The 19050-nt window shown below is 60.1% G+C and carries 17 protein-coding genes; 8 read left to right on the top strand and 9 right to left on the bottom strand.

The genetic code is table 11. The annotated features are described in order from the left end of the window. Nucleotides 1-14: 14 nt before the first annotated feature. From CEY11_RS11600 to CEY11_RS11610, 3 genes are all read right to left on the bottom strand, one after another. The gene (locus CEY11_RS11600) at nucleotides 15-1505 is read right to left on the bottom strand and encodes an aldehyde dehydrogenase family protein (protein ID WP_158215288.1); all 1491 of its coding nucleotides are present in this window, start codon (nucleotides 1503-1505) and stop codon (nucleotides 15-17) included. Nucleotides 1506-1590: 85 nt separating this feature from the next. Continuing rightward, complete coding sequence (locus CEY11_RS11605) at nucleotides 1591-3204, bottom strand: GMC family oxidoreductase (protein ID WP_088603547.1); 1614 nt, start codon at nucleotides 3202-3204, stop codon at nucleotides 1591-1593. 148 nt (nucleotides 3205-3352) lie between these two features. Beyond that, complete coding sequence (locus CEY11_RS11610) at nucleotides 3353-3709, bottom strand: nuclear transport factor 2 family protein (protein ID WP_088603548.1); 357 nt, start codon at nucleotides 3707-3709, stop codon at nucleotides 3353-3355. Nucleotides 3710-4098: 389 nt separating this feature from the next. Between CEY11_RS11610 and CEY11_RS11615 the strand changes: the two genes are divergently transcribed. Both CEY11_RS11615 and CEY11_RS11620 read left to right on the top strand, forming a co-directional pair. Continuing rightward, nucleotides 4099-5088 (top strand): Bug family tripartite tricarboxylate transporter substrate binding protein, encoded by a 990-nt coding sequence (locus tag CEY11_RS11615; protein ID WP_088603549.1) that lies wholly within the window; start codon nucleotides 4099-4101, stop codon nucleotides 5086-5088. Nucleotides 5089-5160: 72 nt separating this feature from the next. Continuing rightward, a complete protein-coding gene (locus tag CEY11_RS11620; protein WP_158215289.1) occupies nucleotides 5161-6612 on the top strand; it encodes an FAD-dependent oxidoreductase in 1452 nt (483 codons plus the stop codon). 1 nt (nucleotide 6613) lies between these two features. On the opposite strand, the gene CEY11_RS11625 is transcribed toward CEY11_RS11620, so the two are convergent. The 3 genes from CEY11_RS11625 to CEY11_RS25120 form a co-directional block, all read right to left on the bottom strand. Continuing rightward, on the bottom strand, nucleotides 6614-7378 hold the full coding sequence (locus tag CEY11_RS11625; RefSeq protein WP_088603551.1) for an IclR family transcriptional regulator: 765 nt from the start codon (nucleotides 7376-7378) through the stop codon (nucleotides 6614-6616). A gap of 219 nt (nucleotides 7379-7597) precedes the next feature. Beyond that, complete coding sequence (locus CEY11_RS11630) at nucleotides 7598-8332, bottom strand: SDR family NAD(P)-dependent oxidoreductase (RefSeq protein ID WP_088603552.1); 735 nt, start codon at nucleotides 8330-8332, stop codon at nucleotides 7598-7600. A 62-nt stretch (nucleotides 8333-8394) separates the two neighbouring features. Beyond that, on the bottom strand, nucleotides 8395-8643 hold the full coding sequence (locus CEY11_RS25120; RefSeq protein ID WP_143322801.1) for a hypothetical protein: 249 nt from the start codon (nucleotides 8641-8643) through the stop codon (nucleotides 8395-8397). A gap of 62 nt (nucleotides 8644-8705) precedes the next feature. Here CEY11_RS25120 and CEY11_RS11635 point away from each other — a divergent pair, with 62 nt between their 5' ends. From CEY11_RS11635 to CEY11_RS11645, 3 genes are all read left to right on the top strand, one after another. After that, on the top strand, nucleotides 8706-9689 hold the full coding sequence (locus CEY11_RS11635; protein WP_088603664.1) for a Bug family tripartite tricarboxylate transporter substrate binding protein: 984 nt from the start codon (nucleotides 8706-8708) through the stop codon (nucleotides 9687-9689). 77 nt (nucleotides 9690-9766) lie between these two features. Beyond that, nucleotides 9767-11179, top strand: a complete 1413-nt coding sequence (locus CEY11_RS11640; RefSeq protein WP_233154841.1) for an MmgE/PrpD family protein — start codon at nucleotides 9767-9769, stop codon at nucleotides 11177-11179. A gap of 70 nt (nucleotides 11180-11249) precedes the next feature. Continuing rightward, complete coding sequence (locus CEY11_RS11645) at nucleotides 11250-12272, top strand: Ldh family oxidoreductase (protein WP_088603553.1); 1023 nt, start codon at nucleotides 11250-11252, stop codon at nucleotides 12270-12272. 56 nt (nucleotides 12273-12328) lie between these two features. Here the strand turns inward: CEY11_RS11645 and CEY11_RS11650 are convergent, their stop codons facing one another. From CEY11_RS11650 to CEY11_RS11660, 3 genes are all read right to left on the bottom strand, one after another. Beyond that, a complete protein-coding gene (locus tag CEY11_RS11650) occupies nucleotides 12329-12529 on the bottom strand; it encodes a rubredoxin (protein WP_233154842.1) in 201 nt (66 codons plus the stop codon). Between the two features lie 74 nt (nucleotides 12530-12603). Then, the gene (locus tag CEY11_RS11655) at nucleotides 12604-14721 is read right to left on the bottom strand and encodes a 3-hydroxyacyl-CoA dehydrogenase NAD-binding domain-containing protein (protein ID WP_088603555.1); all 2118 of its coding nucleotides are present in this window, start codon (nucleotides 14719-14721) and stop codon (nucleotides 12604-12606) included. Between the two features lie 102 nt (nucleotides 14722-14823). Continuing rightward, the gene (locus CEY11_RS11660) at nucleotides 14824-15663 is read right to left on the bottom strand and encodes an SDR family NAD(P)-dependent oxidoreductase (RefSeq protein ID WP_088603556.1); all 840 of its coding nucleotides are present in this window, start codon (nucleotides 15661-15663) and stop codon (nucleotides 14824-14826) included. Between the two features lie 248 nt (nucleotides 15664-15911). Between CEY11_RS11660 and CEY11_RS11665 the strand changes: the two genes are divergently transcribed. From CEY11_RS11665 to CEY11_RS11675, 3 genes are all read left to right on the top strand, one after another. After that, nucleotides 15912-17027 (top strand): CapA family protein, encoded by a 1116-nt coding sequence (locus CEY11_RS11665; RefSeq protein WP_088603557.1) that lies wholly within the window; start codon nucleotides 15912-15914, stop codon nucleotides 17025-17027. Between the two features lie 122 nt (nucleotides 17028-17149). Next, nucleotides 17150-17926 carry an SDR family oxidoreductase gene (locus CEY11_RS11670; protein WP_088603558.1) on the top strand — a complete coding sequence of 259 codons (777 nt, stop codon included), beginning with the start codon at nucleotides 17150-17152 and terminating at the stop codon, nucleotides 17924-17926. A 222-nt stretch (nucleotides 17927-18148) separates the two neighbouring features. Next, the gene (locus tag CEY11_RS11675) at nucleotides 18149-18901 is read left to right on the top strand and encodes a hypothetical protein (RefSeq protein ID WP_233154843.1); all 753 of its coding nucleotides are present in this window, start codon (nucleotides 18149-18151) and stop codon (nucleotides 18899-18901) included. The last annotated feature ends 149 nt before the right edge of the window (nucleotides 18902-19050 follow it).

Genomic DNA, 19050 nt, shown 5'->3' on the forward strand with positions numbered 1-19050 from the left:
GGATGGTGTGGCAATCAGAACCGATGCCGGATCATGATGCTTTTTGTTTCGAGAAACGCGTCAAGCCCCTCGGGGCCCACTTCCCGGCCAATGCCGCTTTGATTGAAACCGCCGACTGGCATGTGCTTCAGGATAGAATGATCCCGATAGCCGTTGACCCATACCATCCCCGCCCGCACCCGGGTTCCAAATGCCATGGCGGTGCCAAGATCCCGCGTCCAGCACCCGGCAACCAGCCCAAAGATAGTATCGTTGGCCAACCGGATGGCTTCTTCGACTCCGTCGAAGGTCAGAATGCAAAGAACGGGCCCGAAGATTTCTTCCTGCGCAATACGCGAGTCGGGGGGTACGTTGTCGAACACAGTGGGTTCAAAGAAGAAGCCCTTGGCCAAATCAGCGCGTTCGGGGCGCTTACCTCCGGCCAGCAGCCGTGCGACCTTCTTGCCTTCTTCCACCAGAGTTTCGACTCGTTCCACTTGCGCTTCGCTGACAAGCGGGCCGCAGACGGTATCCTCGGCAAGAGGGTCTCCCATCTTGGCTGCGCCGATGTGCTCAAGCAGAAGCTCGACGAACTGTTCCTTGATCTTTCTGTCGACCAATACCCGACTGCCAGCTTGGCAAGATTGGCCGGACAAGCGGACAATGCCCTTGGCAACCGAGCTCGCCGCAAGATCCAGAGACGGGGCATCGGCAAAAACGACTTGCGGCGACTTGCCCCCCAGTTCAAGCTTGACGCGCTTGAGGTTTTCCGCGGCGGCACGCATGACGGCCTTCCCGGTGTTGGACGAGCCTGTGAACGTCACCATATCAACGCGAGCACTGCCGGCGATGGCCTGCCCGACAAGTGCCCCGTTGTCCGTTGCACTCGTGACGACGTTGAAGACACCAGGAGGCAGCCCAGCCTCCTGCAGAATTCCAGCAAGCTGCAGGATGGCGCCACAGGATTGGTGGGCCGGCTTCACGACGAGCGTGCAGCCCACCGCCATGCCCGGACAGCTCTTGTGAGTAACGGACAAAGGGGTGTTCCAGGCAGTGAGTGTACCGACCACGCCCACGGGATCCTTGGCAATGATGCCCAACGCATCAGGGTGCTGGCTGTAAATGGCTTCGTCACGGCGGCTAACGAGCAGGGCCGCATAGTACTCAAGGACGTCCGCAGCGCCATTCACTGCCTTGAGCTGCTCGCCCTTTGGCTGGCCGACCTCGCCGGCCATGAGCGTGGACAGGGCGTCGCTACGTTCCCGTATCAAAGAGGCCGCACGCTTCAGTACGGCCCCACGTTCTGCCGCACTCATGCGGGGCCAGGGCCCGGAATCGAAGGCTGCTCTTGCGGCTTCGATGGCCAGCTCGGCATCGCTGGCGTCGGAATCCTGGTAGGTGCCCACGAGAGATTGATCATAGGGGCTATGGCGCTGATACGTTCTGCCGCCAAGTGACTCCATCCATTTTCCGTTGATGAAGTTCTTCCCGATTGGCGTTGGGAGATGTCCGGTTTGATGTGTCATGCCGGACGCCCCCATCGCGAAACCATGAGGCGGATCGGGCTATCGCACGACTGGATACTTGTACCCGCTCGATTTTGGCCGTATGTCATTTGAAATCCTCCAGAATCATATCGGCGCATTTTTCACCGATCATCATGCACGGCACGCTGGTATTGCCGGAAATGATCGTGGGCATGATGGAAGCGTCCGCTACGCGCAGCCCCGCCAATCCGTGAACCCGCAGCCGTTCATCCACCACCGAGAGTTCGTCGCTGCCCATCTTGCATGTCCCTACGACGTGCTGGGTGATGTTCCCGGTGGTGCGAATGAATTCGAGAATATCCGTATCGGTCTGGACCTCGCGGCCTGGAGCCATTTCGTCGGCGATCGTCTCATGCAATGGCGACGCTTCGACAATTTCCCGAGCTTTGCGAACGGCGAGAACAGCCGTTTTCCGGTCGTTTTCAGTGGCAAGAAAGCGGTAATTTATCTTGGGCGCAGCAAAGGGATCGGCCGACCGCAGATGGATCGACCCTGTGCTTTCAGTCCGCTGCACATGTGTATAGATGAAAAACCCTTCAATGTCGGACATTCTGCGACCCTGCCCTTCCTTCAGTTCGATGATGTAGGGGTTGACGATCATCATGATGTCAGGCTGCGAAGCGTCCGGGCGCGAGCGCGCGAACACTCGCAGAGAACCATTTCCTTGAGCGATGAAACCCTTTCTGAACAATACGTACTTCAAGACTTCCAGAGCCAGCCCGAGCCCGCGACCCTTTTTGGCAAGAGAAAGGCCTGGGCGGTTGAGGCGCCACTTCATGATGGCTGCGTAATGATCGCGGAGATTTTCTCCTACCCCTTTCAGCGCATGCTGGGTCGCGATGCCATGCTGAGCCAGGATCTCGGGGTTGCCTATGCCCGAAAGCTCGAGCAGTTTAGGGGAGTTGACGGTGCCGCAGGAAACGATGACTTCATGACTCGCATGGGCTTCCTGCATGAGCCCGTCTTTCAGGAATCGAACACCAGTGCATCGCTTATCCTGCAGAATGAGCGAGGTGGCTTCGGCTCCCTGAACAATGACGAGATTGGGCCGCTTCCGGGCGGGTTTCAAGTATTGCGTAGCCGTACTCTGACGATACCCCCGATGGCTTGTTTGCTGCGCCAGGGCGATACCTTCCTGGGAGGCGCCGCTGTAGTCGGGGTTGCTGGGGATGCCAACAGATTCAGCCGCTTGTATGAATAAATCATAGAAGGGTGACATCTTGGCCATGGTCACGACCCTGATCGGGCCGTCACGGCCTCTGTACGCATCGTCTCCGATATCCGTGTTTTCGATTTTCTTGAAGTACGGCAGGACGTCTTTGTAGCTCCAGCCCGCACAGCCCAGCCCGGCCCATGTGTCGTAATCTATTTTCTGTCCGCGGTTATATATGAGGCCGTTCAAGGCACTGCTGCCGCCGAGCAGCTTGCCACGCGGCACATAGATACGCCGGTTGCCATGGCTTTCATGAGGTTCCGACTCATACCGCCAGTTCGCAACGGGGTTGTCAATAAGCTTGACGACACCTGCAGGAGGCTTGGTCCACAAGTAATCCGCGCCTTTGACCCCCGCTTCCAAGCATAGGACGCGATATTTCCCATTCTCGCTCAAGCGGCTGGCAATGACGCCTCCCGCAGAGCCGGAGCCGATGACGATGAAGTCGTAAGTGTTTTCTTGCATTTTTGTTGGATCCGGCGGTACCGCGAGCTTCGCTCAGCGAAGTTTGAAGTTGATCGAGCGGACTCGGCCGCCCGTGTCGGCAGGCCCGCTAAAGGAGGCTCGGGATAGGCTACCGCGCCGGGTGCGATGAAAGGCCATTGCTTGCCCACTAAGATTTGCGATTGCGTATTGATTCGGGTATGAGTTCGATGCGTGAGTTGCACAGGTGGCCTATCAACCCATTTTCAGCGGTGAACACCCAACGAACCAAAATGGGAGGCTGCCCCGGATAAAGAATATTCCCGTATACCGTGATGCGATTGGCTTGCGCAACGTGGGCGCACGGAAACTCCAGCTCAAGAGTAGGAACCTGGCCGATAAAAGCGGCAATCGCGCCACGCCCGGCATGATGCCGCCCCCTGAAGTCGTCGATTGCGCCTTCCTCAGCGAACAATGAGGCCGCCAGCGAACCATCGCGCGTCTGCAGCGCCTGAAAGTACTGCTCGATGATCCTGCCGCTGAGCATGAAGCATTCTCCTTTATGAGCCTTTTGATGTTGTACTTCGGGAATGTTTGTTTGTTCACTCCGTCGAGTGGCAAGTATAGTTAAAGCCTTTCAGTGAAGTCAAATAAATGAAATTAATTCCAATAAACGGAACTTTAAGAAAGGAAATAATAGCCATTCATGGCCTGATTTTTTTGTTATTTTTGTTCCATTCATTAAAACTGATTCTGAAAAATTGACATAAAAAAATACAGGCCTTAGACTGGCGAGGTCAACGGTTGCGTCCTGGAAATCTTTGAAACTTCATCCCGCTTCGGGATAGCCTGCCTGCTACTCGAACTAACCAGAGGTTCCCTCGAAAGCCGGGCCACGGTGGCCGACATATATACAACTGAGACTAGAGACAGAGAATGGATATTTCCAAAACCCGCCGTGCACTGCTTCTTTCGTCCGCGGGCCTCATGCTTGCGGGCGTCGTTCGTGCCGAGGAATCGTTCCCCTCGCGACCCATCCGCATTCTGATCGGTTTTTCAGTGGGGGGCGGAACCGATACGATCGCCAGGCTGTACGCCGAAAAACTGCAGCAGATTCTCGGGACACCCGTCATCGTCGAGAATAGGCCCGGCGCTTCCCAGTTGCTGGCAATCAGACCGACGATCCATGCCAAACCCGACGGCTACACCTTGTTTTTTGGGGCGGGCAGCTCCTTGGCGAGCGGCCCGGCAGTTCGCAAAGACCTGCACTACAACCCATTAAAGGATTTCAGCCACATTGCCATGGTGGCGACCGCACCCGGGATATTCGCGGTCAATCCGGGGTTGCCCGTGAAAACAATCGACGACCTGATCGCCTACGCTAAAGCCAACCCCGGCAAGCTCAACTATGGCAGCGCGGGGGTCGGCTCTTCAAATCATTTGCAGACGGAATACCTGAAGCACGTGACGGGCACGAACATGGTTCATGTACCGTATAAGTCGGATGCGGAAGTGGTGCGAGAAATTGCCGGCGGAAACGTGCAATTCGGTCTGACGGTGGCGCAGGCGGCCCTACAGATGGCCGTTGCGGGCAAGGTGAAAGCGATTGCCGTGACAGGCTCGAAACGTTTGCCGGAACTGCCAAATGTTCCGAGTCTGGCCGAAGCCAATGCGCCAGGACTCAAAGATATGGACACCTACACTTTCTACGGTCTTGTGGGGCCGGTTGGCATACCCTCCCCCGTCATACAGCGGATCAACGCGGCGGTGAATCAAGTATCGCAAATGCCTGACGTTGCCAAGCTCATGCGTGATTCCATGTTGTTTTATCCGGCAACGGGAACTCCCGTGCAATTCCGTCAGTACCTGGAAAAGGAAGTGGCAAAGTGGAGCGAGCTTAGAAATAGCATCAATCTCCAGATGTAGCGTTGCGCAGGCGGTGGCGCCGGCGTTTGAATTCCGCCCGGCCCATCAATGAATCAGCGAGCAGGGGTGAAAATGGAGCGAAGTCTCCGGCGGGTGATCGTGTGTGGAGGCGGATTGTCGGGGCTAGCCGCCGCCGTGACGGCTGCGCAGGCCGGGGCAAAAGTGGTACTGCTTGAAAAGGCGCCGAGCCTGGGCGGGACGACCGTGCTCTCCAGCGGTAGCGTCTGGACGTTCACCGACTATGAGGCGGTTCGCGAACACATCCCCGACGGCGACCCCGCACTGCAATGGCTGGTCTGCGAGACATTCGACGAATCGCGAGCGTGGCTGGAGAGCCTGGGCGTGAAGTTCAAGGATATCGGGCGCCTGGCAATCCATGGCCATGGCCACTCCATCGTCCCGGACGAAGCGATAGCCATCCTGGCAAGCCGCCTGCTATCGCTAGGAGGGGAAATAGCGTTGCAAACAGCGCTGCACTCCCTGCTGACCCACGCGGGGATAGTGAAAGGCGTCAGGGCGCTGCACGACGGGCGGATGCTTGAAAGACAGGCGGATGCGGTCGTGCTCGCGACAGGCGGTTTTCAGGGCAACCCGGAGCTAATTGGGCGATACATTGTATCTAATCCTGATAATCTGCTCTTGCGCGCCAACCCCTGGAGCATGGGCGATGGGTTTCTAGCAGCCACCGAGATCGGTGCGGCAAGCTCGCCAGGGTTGGATACTTTCTATGGGCATGCGCTTGCAGCACCTCCGGCACGATTGACGTTTTCCCGGTTGAGCGAGGCCACTCAGTTTCAGGGCCCATTGTCCGTCGCACTCAATATGCAAGGGCTTCGGTTCGCGGACGAGTCCGAAGGCATCGGAGAAGAAGTGCTCAATCAGCAGCTAGCGCAGCAACCCGGTGGAAGAGGCGTCTACATTGTTGATGATGAATTGATGGGCCAGCCTCCCCTCGCCCAAGGCCGAGGGCCATTGATACGCGTCATCGTCGACAGGGCCCGAAGCATAGGGGCCGTCGTTGTCGAAGGCCGAACCTTGCGGGAGCTGTGCAAAGGCCTGGCCGAGCACGGTATTCCTGAAACGCGTGCCTTGGCCACGCTGACACAGTTCAACGATGCGATGGAGTCTGGGCGCACAGATGAGCTTGCACCGGCAAGGAAAAGGTTCCGTCGGCCGCTAAGCAAAGGCCCGTTTTATGCTGTCTTCGTCAAAGCAGGCATCACGTTTACCATGGGGGGCCTGGCCATTGACGAGCAGGCGCGCGTGCTTGCTCGTGCAGGCGGCAGCTCGCCTTACGCTCCGGTGCCCATCGAGCGCGCTTATGTCGATGGAAGCACTGCGGCGAGTACATCAGTGGGTGAGCATTACCGCCAGACACCGATTCCCGGTTTGTATGCAGCCGGCTGTGACGTCGGAAACATCAGCCACTCAGCTTATATGGGGGGGCTATCGGCAGCGTTGTGCGTGGGGCGTGTCGCCGGCCGGAACGCTGCGTTGCAGTCGAATTACTCCGGCGCGAAATAGATTATTCCGAGTCGCCGTCGGATGCCGCCACATCGCCGATACCGCCTCCGAACTGCAGGCTGATTTCGGCAGCGGCGTCGATCACCAGCTTGGTGAATGCCTTTTCATGGGCCTGAACGCGTATGGAGGGGCCACCCAAAGAAAGACAATATTTCACCTCTTCATTGACATCCTTGATCGGCGCGGAAATGGCGCTCACGCCAAGCAGCCGTTCGCCGTGCGAAACCGCGTAGCCATGTTGGCGCACGTTTTCAAGATCTTCGAGTACGGCCGTCTGCGTCCGCTTGGTGCCTTTGGCAATGCCAGGCACGAACGTCATGAGTTCCTTCTTCGCCATGAAAGCCAACAGCACCTTGGAGGCGGAGCCCGCCATGAGCGGCACCTGTTCGCCGGGCTGGATGACGCTGCGCAGGGTAGAGGCCGCCGCAACCGACTCTATGCATACACGATTCTTGCCGATGACGGTATGAATCGAGCTGGCCTCTTTGGTCTTCTCCGATAGCTCTGCCATGACGGGCCGCGCAATTTCACGGATTCCGAGCGTACTCTTCACCAACCCGGCCAATCTCAAAAAGCGAAACGACAGACAATACTGCCGATCGTCCAGACGCACCAGATACCCCGCCTTCTCCAGGCTTTGAACAATACGGAATGCGGTGGATTTGGGCAGGTCGATCCGATCTGCCAGTTCCTGCAATGACAAGCTGGTTCGCCGCGGCGTGAAGCTTTCGAATACTGCAAGAATCCGTTGAACTGAGCGCATCATAGTAAGTAGTCTCGCAGATGTTATGCGGCATGTGGGCCGAAGCGACACACCTCTGTTCTTACGAGGCTGGCCGGACTGGCGTCCGCGCGGCGCCGGCTGCCTTAGAGTTTCTAGTAATGAAATACATGCCATTCAAACCCGTGCGAGTATAGCATCGCGCCCGACACCGCCACATAGAAGGGCGAGAGGCAGCTGCGACAGGGCTCGTCGATTCCGGAATCATGCGCACCCTTGTGTAATGGTTGTCCGCCCGCCGTCGACAACTATGTTCGCCCCATTGACGTAAGACGACCATGCACTGGCGAGAAACAAGGCGACCCCAGCAACGTCTTCGGGCGTTCCGGTTCGCCGGGACGGAGTGGCCTTGACCAGATCCGCATCGTTCGGGCGCGCCGCGCCATCGCGAATGCCGCCAGTGGAAATGCAATTGACGCGTATGCCGTATTTGCCGAGATCATGTGCCATGACATGGGTAAGCGGAATCACCCCGCCTTTGCCTGCCGAATACGCCGCCAGCGAGGGATTACCCAGAACCCCGTCGATGGAACCATGATTGATGATTGTGCCGCCCGGCCTGTCCTGCATCAAAGGAAGAAAGCACTGCGAGCAGACAAAAGCGGCCGTCAAATTGCGAGCGATCATCTGATTCCAGGCCTCGAGGGTGGTTGACTCGAAGTTCTGCCTGATTGTCCGCCCAGCCAGATTGAACAGAATATCAACCCGTCGCAGAATTTGCTGACACTTCGGCACAAGCGCCGCGACCTCTGCGGCATTGGAGACATCAGCAAGAAAATGCGGCGCCACGCCATCCAGGCTTGCATGGGGCGCCCAGCCATCGCTGGTGTCATCGATGCACACAACCCTGGCCCCTTCCCGCACGAACAGGTTCGCGGTTGCGCGCCCGATCCCGTACGGGTTGCCGGTAAGAACTGCCGTTTTGCCTTGTAGGAGCATAGGTCTTCAAAAAAACAGGAATGGCGATCTCGCACCCCGCCACGAGATGCCCCGAGTTTTCATCATTTCCCAAAAATTTCTGTGAATGAAACTAATATCGTTGAATGGTTTACTGTATAAACCCCGGCCTGTGCTGTCAAGTGGTCATGGCTATATCGATCGAGGCAGTCTACCCAGGCAGCCTCTTTTCCATGCGCGCCCAAACTGCGTAGCCCTATGCCTATATACAAATATAAGCAGCCCCGTTCTTCCATATAGGCAGCCCCCTCTTTTCCCGTCATTTCACTTCTCATCACCAGAAAATGTTCCATTAATTAAAACTTCTATTGACCAATGAAACTTATCGAGTATGATTTCCCAAAAAGGAGACATCATGCAAAGACGAACTATGCTCGGCGGCCTTGCCAGTGCCGCTTTGGCCACCGCACTGGGTTCGGCAACGAAGCCGGCAAAAGCACAAGCCTCGCACTATCCAAGCCGGGCCATCCGCTGGATAGTGCCCTGGCCGCCCGGCGGCGGGGCGGATCTGATGGCGCGCATCATCAACTCCAAGGCGGGCGAACTGCTCGGCCAGCCGCTGGTGATCGACAACCGCGGCGGCGCGGCGGGCAATATCGGCACTCACATCGGCGCAATGGCGCCGGCCGACGGCTACACCATTACTTTCGGCTACTCGGGCACGCTTGCCATCAACCCCTTCGTATATCCCGACCCGGGATGGAAGCAAAGCGATTTCGATCCGGTGATCTTCCTGTCCCAAGTACCGCTGATGCTGCTGGTCAATGCCAAGCTCCCCGTGAAGAACGTCCGCGAATTCATAGCTCTTTCAAAAACGCGGCAGCTTACTTTCGGCTCTTCCGGCCCGGGCTCGATCAATCACCTGGCAGGCGTGCTGTTCGCATCCATGACTGGCGCGAACCTGCTGCACGTCCCCTACCGCGGCGGCGGCCCCGCAATGACCGCCGTGCTCGGCGGCCAGGTGGACGCGCTGTTCATGGTGCCTGTGGTGGCCGAACCACAGCTCAAAGGAGGCCGGATACGCATACTGGGGGTAAGCAGTGCCAAGCGCAGCAGCACGTCACCCAACATTCCCACCATCGCCGAGTCGGGCGTGCCGGGATATCAAGTGAGCTCGTGGAATGGCGTCCTGACCCCGAAAGGCACACCAGGCGATGCAATCGCCACCCTGAACAAGGCCTTCAACGAGGCAATGGCCGATCCCGCAGTGCGCAAGAAGCTGGTGGAAATGGGATACGAGATCGAAGGAGGCAAGCCGGAACGCTTCACCCAGTGGATCGACAGTGAACTCGCCAAATGGGGGCCCGTCGTGAAACAGGCGAATGTGCACCCCGCATAGGCAATGCCGCACAGACACCTCCGCTTTTTGCATGCACGCCCCCGAAATACCCTGGAAAGCCTGACGAGAGAATTTGAATGAGCCTCATGCCGGCCTCGGAATCCACCACGCCCCGCCCCGCGGCTGCGCACGCCACCCGGATGCTCGAATTCCTCCATGCCTTGGGCGGCCTGAACGATCCGGCGCTCATCGAAAAAGCGCGCTGGTGCCTGCTCGATTCGCTGGGCTGCGGGCTGCTGGGCGCCATGCAGCCGTGGGGCCGCATCGTCGGCAGCGAGGCCATGGCGGAAGCCAGCCAAGGGCCGTGCACCGTCCTGGGGCAGTCCACGACAGTGGCCCCCAGCCAGGCGGCTCTGTGCAACGGCACCGCCATGCACGGCTTCGAATTGGACGATCTGCTTTCCGCCGCCCTGATTCATCCCGGCGCGGTAATCGTACCTGCCGCCCTGGCGACGGCGGAAGCGGTCGACGCCTCCGGGATGCAATTGCTGCGCGGCATAGTCGCCGGCTATGAGGCGACGGAGCGTATCAGCCTTGCCCTGGGCACCGATCCATCGAACCGGGGCTTTCACAAGACCAGCGTGGTCGGGCCGGTGGCGGCCGCGATTGCGGCGGGTGTGATCATGGGACTGGAATTCCGGCAGCTCCAGTGGGCGGTGGGGCTGGCATGCTCCTGTTCCTCCGGCATCAAGAACTTTGCCGCGGGCGGCGGCGCGGGCATGATCAAGCGATTGCATGCGGGGCGCGCAGCCGAGGCGGGAACGAAAATGGCGATCCTGGCGCATCGCGGCTTCACCGCCCCGCTGGGCGCCCTGGACGGCAAATTCGGCCTGCTGCAGGCGTTCAGCGGCGACACGGCCCGCGCGGAACGGCTCGATGAGGGCCTGGGCACGCACTGGGCCTTGACCGACGTGTGGGTCAAGGCCTATCCGATCTGCGGGTGGATACAAGGTGTCGTACAGCTGTTGCTGGCATTGCGGGCGCAACACGGGTTCGACCCGGCCTCGGTCGAACACATCACGGTGGCGACCAGTTCATTCGCCGTGAAGTACAACGGCAACACCGAAATCGAGGACACCATGGACGCCCAGTACAGTATCCCGTATTGTGCGGCGGTCGCATTGACCGGCGACCCCCTGGATCCCAAAGAATACGCTCCGGAACGAATCCGCAGCCCGCAACGCCAGGCGATCTCCCGCAAGGTTGAACTGACGGCCGACCCGCTGGCCGACAAAGTGTATCCGAGGCACTTCTCGTGCCGAGTAAGCCTGAGGCTCACGGACGGCAGAACCATGACGGCGCGCACGCTCGATGCACATGGCACCCCCGAGGATCCCAGCACGCCGCCGGAACGCATCCAGAAATTCTCCAGGCTCGCGCAGCTGTCGACGCTGGACATCGACGCCGCTGCAGTCATCTCGTCGGTGGAAAAGCTCGCGTCCGGCATTTCCTCGCGCGAACTGACCGCCAGCCTGCGGCTCCAGGCCTGACGCGGCGCGCGGGCGGCCCGCCCGGCGGCCAAATAAACCATACACAACACATTCTCACTGGAAACACCACATGAGCGAAACCCTGTTGGACAAAGATACCGAAGACGCAGTCAGGCTGAGCGTGGAAGACGCCCACGCGCTGGGACAATCCGCCCTCGCGCGGCTCGGATACACACAAGAAAACGCGGCAATCGTAGCCACGCACCTGGTCGATGCGTCCATGTGGGGGTACGAATTCGCCGGGCTGCCTCGCATCCTGGTCATCGCCGAAAGGTCCGAATTGAAGCATCCCTGCACACCGGTGTCGATCGTCAAGGAAAGCCCGGTGTCGGCGCTGCTGGACGGCGGCAACAACGTGGGCTACGTTTCGCTCAACCGGGCCGCAGAGATCGTCATAGAGAAGGCCGGCAAATCGGGCGTAGCCGTCGTAGGACTGCGAAACAGCTGGTTTGCCGGCCGCAATGCCTATTACCTGGAAAAAATTGCCCGCGCGGGATATGCGGTCATCTATTTCGGCAGCAGCACACCCACCGTCGTCCCGCCGGGGGCCAAAAAGAAGGCTCTGGGAACGAACCCGCTGGCAATCGCATTGCCCGGGAAAGTCAACCCGTTCATCTTCGACATGGGGACGGCTTCGGTCATGACAGGCGAAATCCTGTTGAAGTCATTTCTGGGAGAAGAATTTCCCGAGATCGTAGGCATAGACAAGGAAGGCACCCCCACGCGGGTCGCGCGCGAGCTGAAAGAAGGAGGCGTCTTTCCGTTCGGCGGATACAAAGGCTTCGGCCTGTCTCTCGCCATTCAGGCGCTGGGCCTGATGGCGGGCTCCCGGATGAGAAATGGCGAGGTCAGCGATTTCGGATATCTATTCGTGGCCTTCGACCCTGGCCTGCTGATGCCAGCCGAGCAATTCACCTCGGAGCTCGAGGAATTACTTGCAAAGATCAAGGGCCTGCCCCGAATGGACGGGGTTTCGGACATCCGGATACCTTCCGAGCGCGGATTCCGGGAACGTGAAATCCGGCGCAGACAAGGTATTCTCGTGAACAAGCATGTCGTGGAACGCCTGCGCCAGATTTGCGAAGCCCACTGATCCACTGTCCGGCCGCGCCCCCCGCTGCCCATGCACGGCGGGGGCAGAACGCCTGCCTAAATCTCGATCATTTCGAAATCGGCTTTGACGGCCGAGCACTCCGGGCAGACCCAGTCTTCGGGAACGTCGGCCCAGCGTGTGCCGGGCGGAATGCCCTCGTCGGGCAGCCCCGCGGCCTCTTCGTAGATAAAACCGCACAATATGCACTGCCACACTTTGAAGGAGGTGTCGGCGGCAGCGGGCGGAGCGGCATTCACGGCGGCGCTCCCGCGTTCCGGATCAATCGTCATTTCTATATCTCACTAAGCTGGCTACGCAAGACGCAGGCGCATCATGCGCCGGCACCCTGCGCCCCTTGAAGCTCGCGCAGATTTCCCTTGCTTGCCGCCACATCGGCCAGCAGGCGGCTGGGGATCCAGCGCTTCCCGTAACGCCGGGCCCAATCGGATATCTGGCGATGCACGCCGGATGCGCCTATGGTGTCGGCCCAGTACATCAGGCCGCCTCTGTGCCGGGGGAAGCCAAAGCCATTGAGCCACATCACATCTATATCGCTGGCACGATATGCTTTGCCGTCTTCCAGGATCTTGCACGCCTCGTTGATGGACGCGAACAAGACACGATGCAGTATCTCTTCGTCGGAGAACGTGCGCTGCTCGATGCCGAATTCCTTCGCAACTGCCGCGACGACCTGTGCAACCACGTCGTCGGGATGCGGGGTGCGGTCGCCTTTTTCGTAGCGGTACCAGCCGGCGCCGGTCTTCTGGCCTTTGCGGCCCATTTCGACGAGCCGGTCGGGTACGTGCAGCTTGCGATACTCGGGGTTGGCGAGCGCCCGCCGCTTGCGCCCCTCGTAGCTGACGTCCAGGCCGGATATGTCGTTGACGGCAAAAGGCCCCATCGGATATCCGAAATCGGTCATGACCTTGTCGATCTGCCGAGGCGTGGCCCCTTCTTCCAGCATGAGCATCATTTCGGTCATCATGGGCGCACGGCTGCGATTGGCAATGAAGCCGTCACAAGATCCCGCAATGGCGCAGACCTTGCCCATGGCACGGCCCATTTTCATCGCACGCTGCAGCGTTGCTACCGCCGTACGTTCGCCGCGCACCACTTCGCACAGCTTCATGACATTCGCAGGTGCGAAGAAGTGCGTGCCCGCGACGTCCCCGGGCCGCCCGGTGGCGCTCGCGATCTGATCGATGTCCAGCGCAGAAGAGTTGGTAAGCAGCAAAGCCCCCGGCTTCATGACGGCATCGAGCTTGCCGAACACCTGGTGCTTGACGTCCATGCGCTCGAACACAGCTTCGATTACCGCGTCGCAGTCGGCGATGTCTTCATAGCCCGGTACGAACTGTATGCGGGCCATACGCTGATCCATGGAATCCTGCGTCAGGCTGCCGCGCTTGACGCGCGCCGCATAGGTATCGCGTATGCGCAGCCTTCCGCGCTCCAGCGCTTCGGGCGAGGATTCCAGCACTTTCACTGGAATGGCGGCATCGGCAAACGCTATCGCGATGCCGCTGCCCATGGTGCCGGCTCCCACGACCGCGGCGGACTCGACCGGCGCCGCGGCGAGGCCCGATTCGATGCCCGGAATCTTCGCCGCCTCGCGCTCGGCAAAGAAAGCATAGCGCAGCGCCTTCGCCTCGGGGGTATTCTCGAGATCCGCAAAGGCCTGCTGTTCTACCTTGAGCCCATCTTCGAAACTTTGCCGAACGGCAGCCTCGACGCATTCGATGGCCCGGGACGGGGCCGGAAGATGCCGGGCCTTGCGTGCGATCGAAGCGCGCATGCTCTCGAACACCGCCGGCTCGCCATCCTGGACAGCCCAGTTCTGCTTGTCCCGCGCCCGCGGCACAGGCCTGACGGCGGCAATGGATCGGGCATAATGAATCGCCGCGGCCCGCAAGTCGGGCTGGTCAGTGACTTGATCCAATATTCCCAGGCGCAAGGCCTCGTCCGCGCCGACATGGCGGCCGGACAAGATAATGTCCATGGCGGCCCGCGGGCCGATCAGCCTGGTCAGGCGCTGCGTGCCTCCGCCGCCGGGCACGAGGCCCAGCGTCACCTCCGGCAGGCCCACCTTCGCACCGGGGGCCGCGATGCGGTAATGACAAGCCAGTGCATGTTCCAGCCCCCCGCCCAGGGCGTACCCGCTGATTGCGGCTACCACAGGCTTGGCGCTGGCGTCCAGTGCCGCTGCGCTGACACTGCTATTTATCGACCGCGTTTTGCCGAATTGGCGTATGTCGGCGCCGGCGATGAAGTTGCGCCCGGCACCGATCAATACAAAAGCCTGAACCGAGGGATCCGCATTGCCGCGCGCCAGGGCTTCGATGATGCTCTCGCGCATGCCCGGGCCCAAGGCGTTTACCGGCGGACTGTCGATGGTGATCACACCCACGCCATCGGCAGGCTCGTACTTGATTCTACTTTTATCGCTCATCTTTCCTACCTTTCTGTTTCTGTATCGTCCGGGCCGCCCTGTACGGGCCATCGAGCCCGCTGCCGCATCCCGGAACCTGCATGTCGAAACCCGGCTGCCTCGTCATAGGCGATTCAGCATGCGCCCGCCGTCCACCAGCATCGAAATGCCAGTGACAAACGCCGCTTCTTCAGAGGCCAGGAACAAAGCGGCATTGGCCACGTCCCAGCCGGTGCCGAGGCGCCCGAGAGGCACCTTGGCGACGCGCTCGGACAACACCTGTTCACGCGTCTGATTCCAGGTGCGCGCGCGCGTATCGACCGCCATGGGGGTGGAAATCAAGCCAGGCAATACACAATTCACGCGTATGCCATAGGGCGCGTTCTGCAAGGCCAGTTGTTCGGTCAGGGCAATGACGGCCGCTTTGGTAGCCTTGTAGGCGGCATACGGATAGCGCCCCACCGCAGCGGCCGAGGAAATGTTGACGATTGCGCCGCTGCGCTGCTCCCGCATGAGCGGCAGCGCATGCTTGCACGCGAATGCGGTGCCGCGCAGATTGATGCGGTAGATGTTGTCGAATGCTTCTGCGCTGACCTCGGTCAGTTCCGCGTCTCCGCCCGCCAGGCTGACCCCCACGTTATTGTGCAGGACGTCCAGCGAACCCCAGCGCTGCCGGGCGTTTTGCATGACAGCCACGAGATCGGCCTCGCAGGTCACATCGGCGGCCTGGGCGCTACAGTCGAAACCCTCTGCACGGATCAGGGCGGCGGTTTCTTCGGCCGACTGCAGGCTGCGATCCACAGCCAGCACGCGTGCACCCTCGCGCGCATAACGCATGGCCGCGGCGCGGCCGTTGCCCACGCCGTCGCCCTGACTCTGGCCAGCGCCCATGACCACTGCTACCTTGCCGTCGAGCCGCCGGGCTGCAGTCCAACCCGGGCCACGCTCATTGCTATTCACCATGTATTCGTCTCGCTTGCCAGAAAAAAAGTCTTGCCGGCGCCACGCCGAGGCAATGTCTTGCGGGCACGCGACGACTGCCGCAGCCCCTCGAGAGGCTCGCATCTTGATGCGCTGCGCAGGGGAATTGCAACATCATGCCCGCAGAAATACTTTGGGTGGCAGATGGATGAATGCTAACATAGGTTTTTATAAATAGCATTAGTTTCAATCATTGAAACAAAAAACCAGATAGAAAACAAGGAGAAAGCGTGCCGAACCCTGCAAGCATATTGATCGCCGGCGACTGCGGCCCGGCCCATGGGCCCGCTGACGGATTCCCCATCCAGGGCTATACCGAGCTGGTGGGCCCTGTTCTGCAACAAGCGGACTTCCGCTTCGTCAACTGCATGCGCACCTACTCAACGCGCGCGGTCTATACGGAACAGGCCCGCCAGGTGAATCAGGACGTGGGGATGTCCGCCATATTCACGAACGGCCTGTTCGATGCCGTAACCATGGCGAACAATCACAGCTATGACAGCGGCCCCGATGCCCTGGTGGACACTCGCGAGCTGCTGCTGTCCAAGGGGGTTCAAGTGACCGGCGCGGGCCGCAATCTGGCCGAAGCGCGCCGCCCGGCCATCGTCGAGCGCACCGGCATCAAAGTGGCATACCTGGGCTATTGCTCGGTGGGGAAACCGGGCAGCGAAGCCGGGCCGGACAAGCCCGGCATTGCCGCCGTTGGCGTGCAGACTTCCTATGACGAACGCGGCCCGCACGAGCCCGTGCGTATTCACACCAAGCCCGAGCCTGCCGATCTGGCAAGGCTGCTGGAAGATATCGCCGCTGCTCGAAAACAAGCGGACGTAGTGGTGCTGGCCTTCCACTCCGGTGTCATCCGCCTGCCTCGGGTCATTTCCGACTACCAAGTCACCGTGGCGCATGCCGCCATCGACGCCGGCGCGGATATCGTCGTGGGCCATGCCCCGCACATCCCGAAAGCCATCGAACTCTACAAAGGGAAACCCATTTTCTACAGCCTGGGCGTGTTTGCCATGACCAAGCCCTTCGCCGCGCCGTCCTGGAGCGAGCCCGCCTGGAGCCACGGCGCCGTGCGCAACCACGCGGATCTGGATCCCGAATACCCCTATATGCCTTACGGCAAAGCCTGCACGCTCGGCCTGCTGGCCAAGGCTGTCGTCACCCGAAACGGCCTCCAGCGCGTATCGTTCCTGCCCATGGCCTTCGACAAAAGCTACCGGCCGGAAGCCCTGAAGCAGTGCGACCCTCGGTTCACGCAAGTGCTGGAATACCTGGAATGGGCATCGGAAGACATGCCGCACCGGTTCATCGTCGAAGACGATGAAGTACGCATAACTTCGTAAACATCGCAGAATCGTCCGGACAACATTCCCGGCACAGTCAATTCAATTTCGAGGAAGGCGATCCACAGGCAGATCCTGCTCGTCGCCTTTCACTTTCTTGGCATTCATCGGGGACAGAGCTCATGGATTTGGGAATAAACGGAAAAGTGGCGCTGATCACTGCATCCAGCGCAGGCCTGGGCAAGAATATTGCTCATGCGCTGGCCGCCGAAGGCGTCAACGTCGTGCTCTTCGCGCGCTCGGCCGACAAGCTGCGGGCCATAGCCGACGACATCGCACAAGCGCATGGCGTCAAGGCGCTGGCCTTCCCCGGCGACATGCTGCGCGCGGATGACGTCGCGGCTCTGGGCGCGAAGATCAAAGCCGACTTCGGCGGCCTGGACATCCTGATACTGAACACGGGCCGGGCGCCCAACCCCCTGCGCGCCACCCTGGACGAAACCGAGGAGGAACGCTGGCATACGGCCTATCGCGGCCAGCTGTGGGGAGCCATACAAGTGGCCAACACCATGATTCCGTTGATCAGCGGGCGCGGCTGGGGCCGCATCGTGGCGATTACATCGGCATCGGTCAAGGCCCCGATGCCCCACCATAGTCTATCCACCGTTTTTCGCGCAGGCATGACGGCATATATCAAGCACCTGGCCAACGAAGTCGGTGCTCTGGGCATAACCGCCAACTGTGTGGCCCCGGCCCTGATCGATACCTCCCACCGCGTCGGCGCGGCCGCCTATACCCCCGAGCAGACGCAGGCGCGCAAGAAAATGACGCCCCTGGGCCGTATGGGTACTCAAGAAGAAGTCACAGGAGTAGCAACCTTCCTCGCCTCGCAGCAGGCCGGATTCATTACAGGCTCGAGCATTTTGGTCGACGGCGGGATGGTGGGGTCGCTGATCTAGCACGCAAGCCCGTCATTCCGTCTTTCCCGCCCCGATCGAGCTCCCGTTTTTGGGCCGGATCCGCTTCCGGCGGACTTAAAAGTTTTAATCATTGGAACTAATATCATTTAATAGAACTTTATGGTAAGATTGCCAAAAATCGCCACGAAGATGCAGTTGGCGGATCGATGCCCGCGGCAGGTTCATCTGCCTCGCAACTCTGATTGAAATGGAGCATTTCCCATGATCTATACACGTAGCGGTACGGATGCGCTTGCCAAGCGCAACATCGTCATCTCCCCCGGCACAGGCCAACAGCACTGGGGTACCGTGTTTTTCGGCCCACGCAGCTCAAAAGCCACTGCGCCCGGCCCGCAAGCGACGATGTCGGAGCTTCAATCCAATGAAGCCATCGTTCCCCATTTCCACGGCGTGACCATGTTCCAGCTGTTCATCGCCGGCTCGGGCACTATCGGAAATCGCGGTCAACAGCTCAAGCCGCTCACAGTCCAGTTCAAAGATCACCATACCGCCTACGGCCCCATTACCGCCGGCCCCCAGGGCCTGGCTTTCGTGGCGCTGCGCATGCATACCGGCAATTCCGAGCCTATATATCTGGACAAGCCTGGCTATCGCGATCACCTCAAGCCCAGCAAGCGCCGCAACCTTACGTCCGAGCAGGTCAGCTTTTCCATTGAACCGGTTATGCAGGCCCGCACGGAAGCCGCCTGGGAATCCTTGCTGGAAGGCGATGACGGCATGTCGGCCCGAATCGTCCGTCTTGGCGCGGGCATGTCCGCAAAAGGCCCCGATCCGTCCATCGCGGGCGGCTATTATGTATTCGTGGGCAATGGCAGCCTGGTGCACGACAACGAAGAACTACCCAAATGGTCCATGGTCGTGGTCGAGAACAGCGAAAGCGGGTTCACGATCCAGGCCGGCGGCCAAGGCCTGGAAGCCCTGGTGCTGCAATATCCGCTCGAGGCCGCTGGCTGAAGGGCCTCAAGGCTCCGGAGCATCCGCCGGGCAGATACCAAGGCATCAAAAAAAAGGGGGAGCCTGGCAGGTTCCCCCTCTTGTTTTGCACACGTTTTGCGCACGCGGCCCGCGGGCACGCCGGCGGCGCCGGATCAGCAGGCAAGCGG

This window comes from Candidimonas nitroreducens (assembly GCF_002209565.1).
Taxonomy (GTDB): domain Bacteria; phylum Pseudomonadota; class Gammaproteobacteria; order Burkholderiales; family Burkholderiaceae_B; genus Candidimonas; species Candidimonas nitroreducens.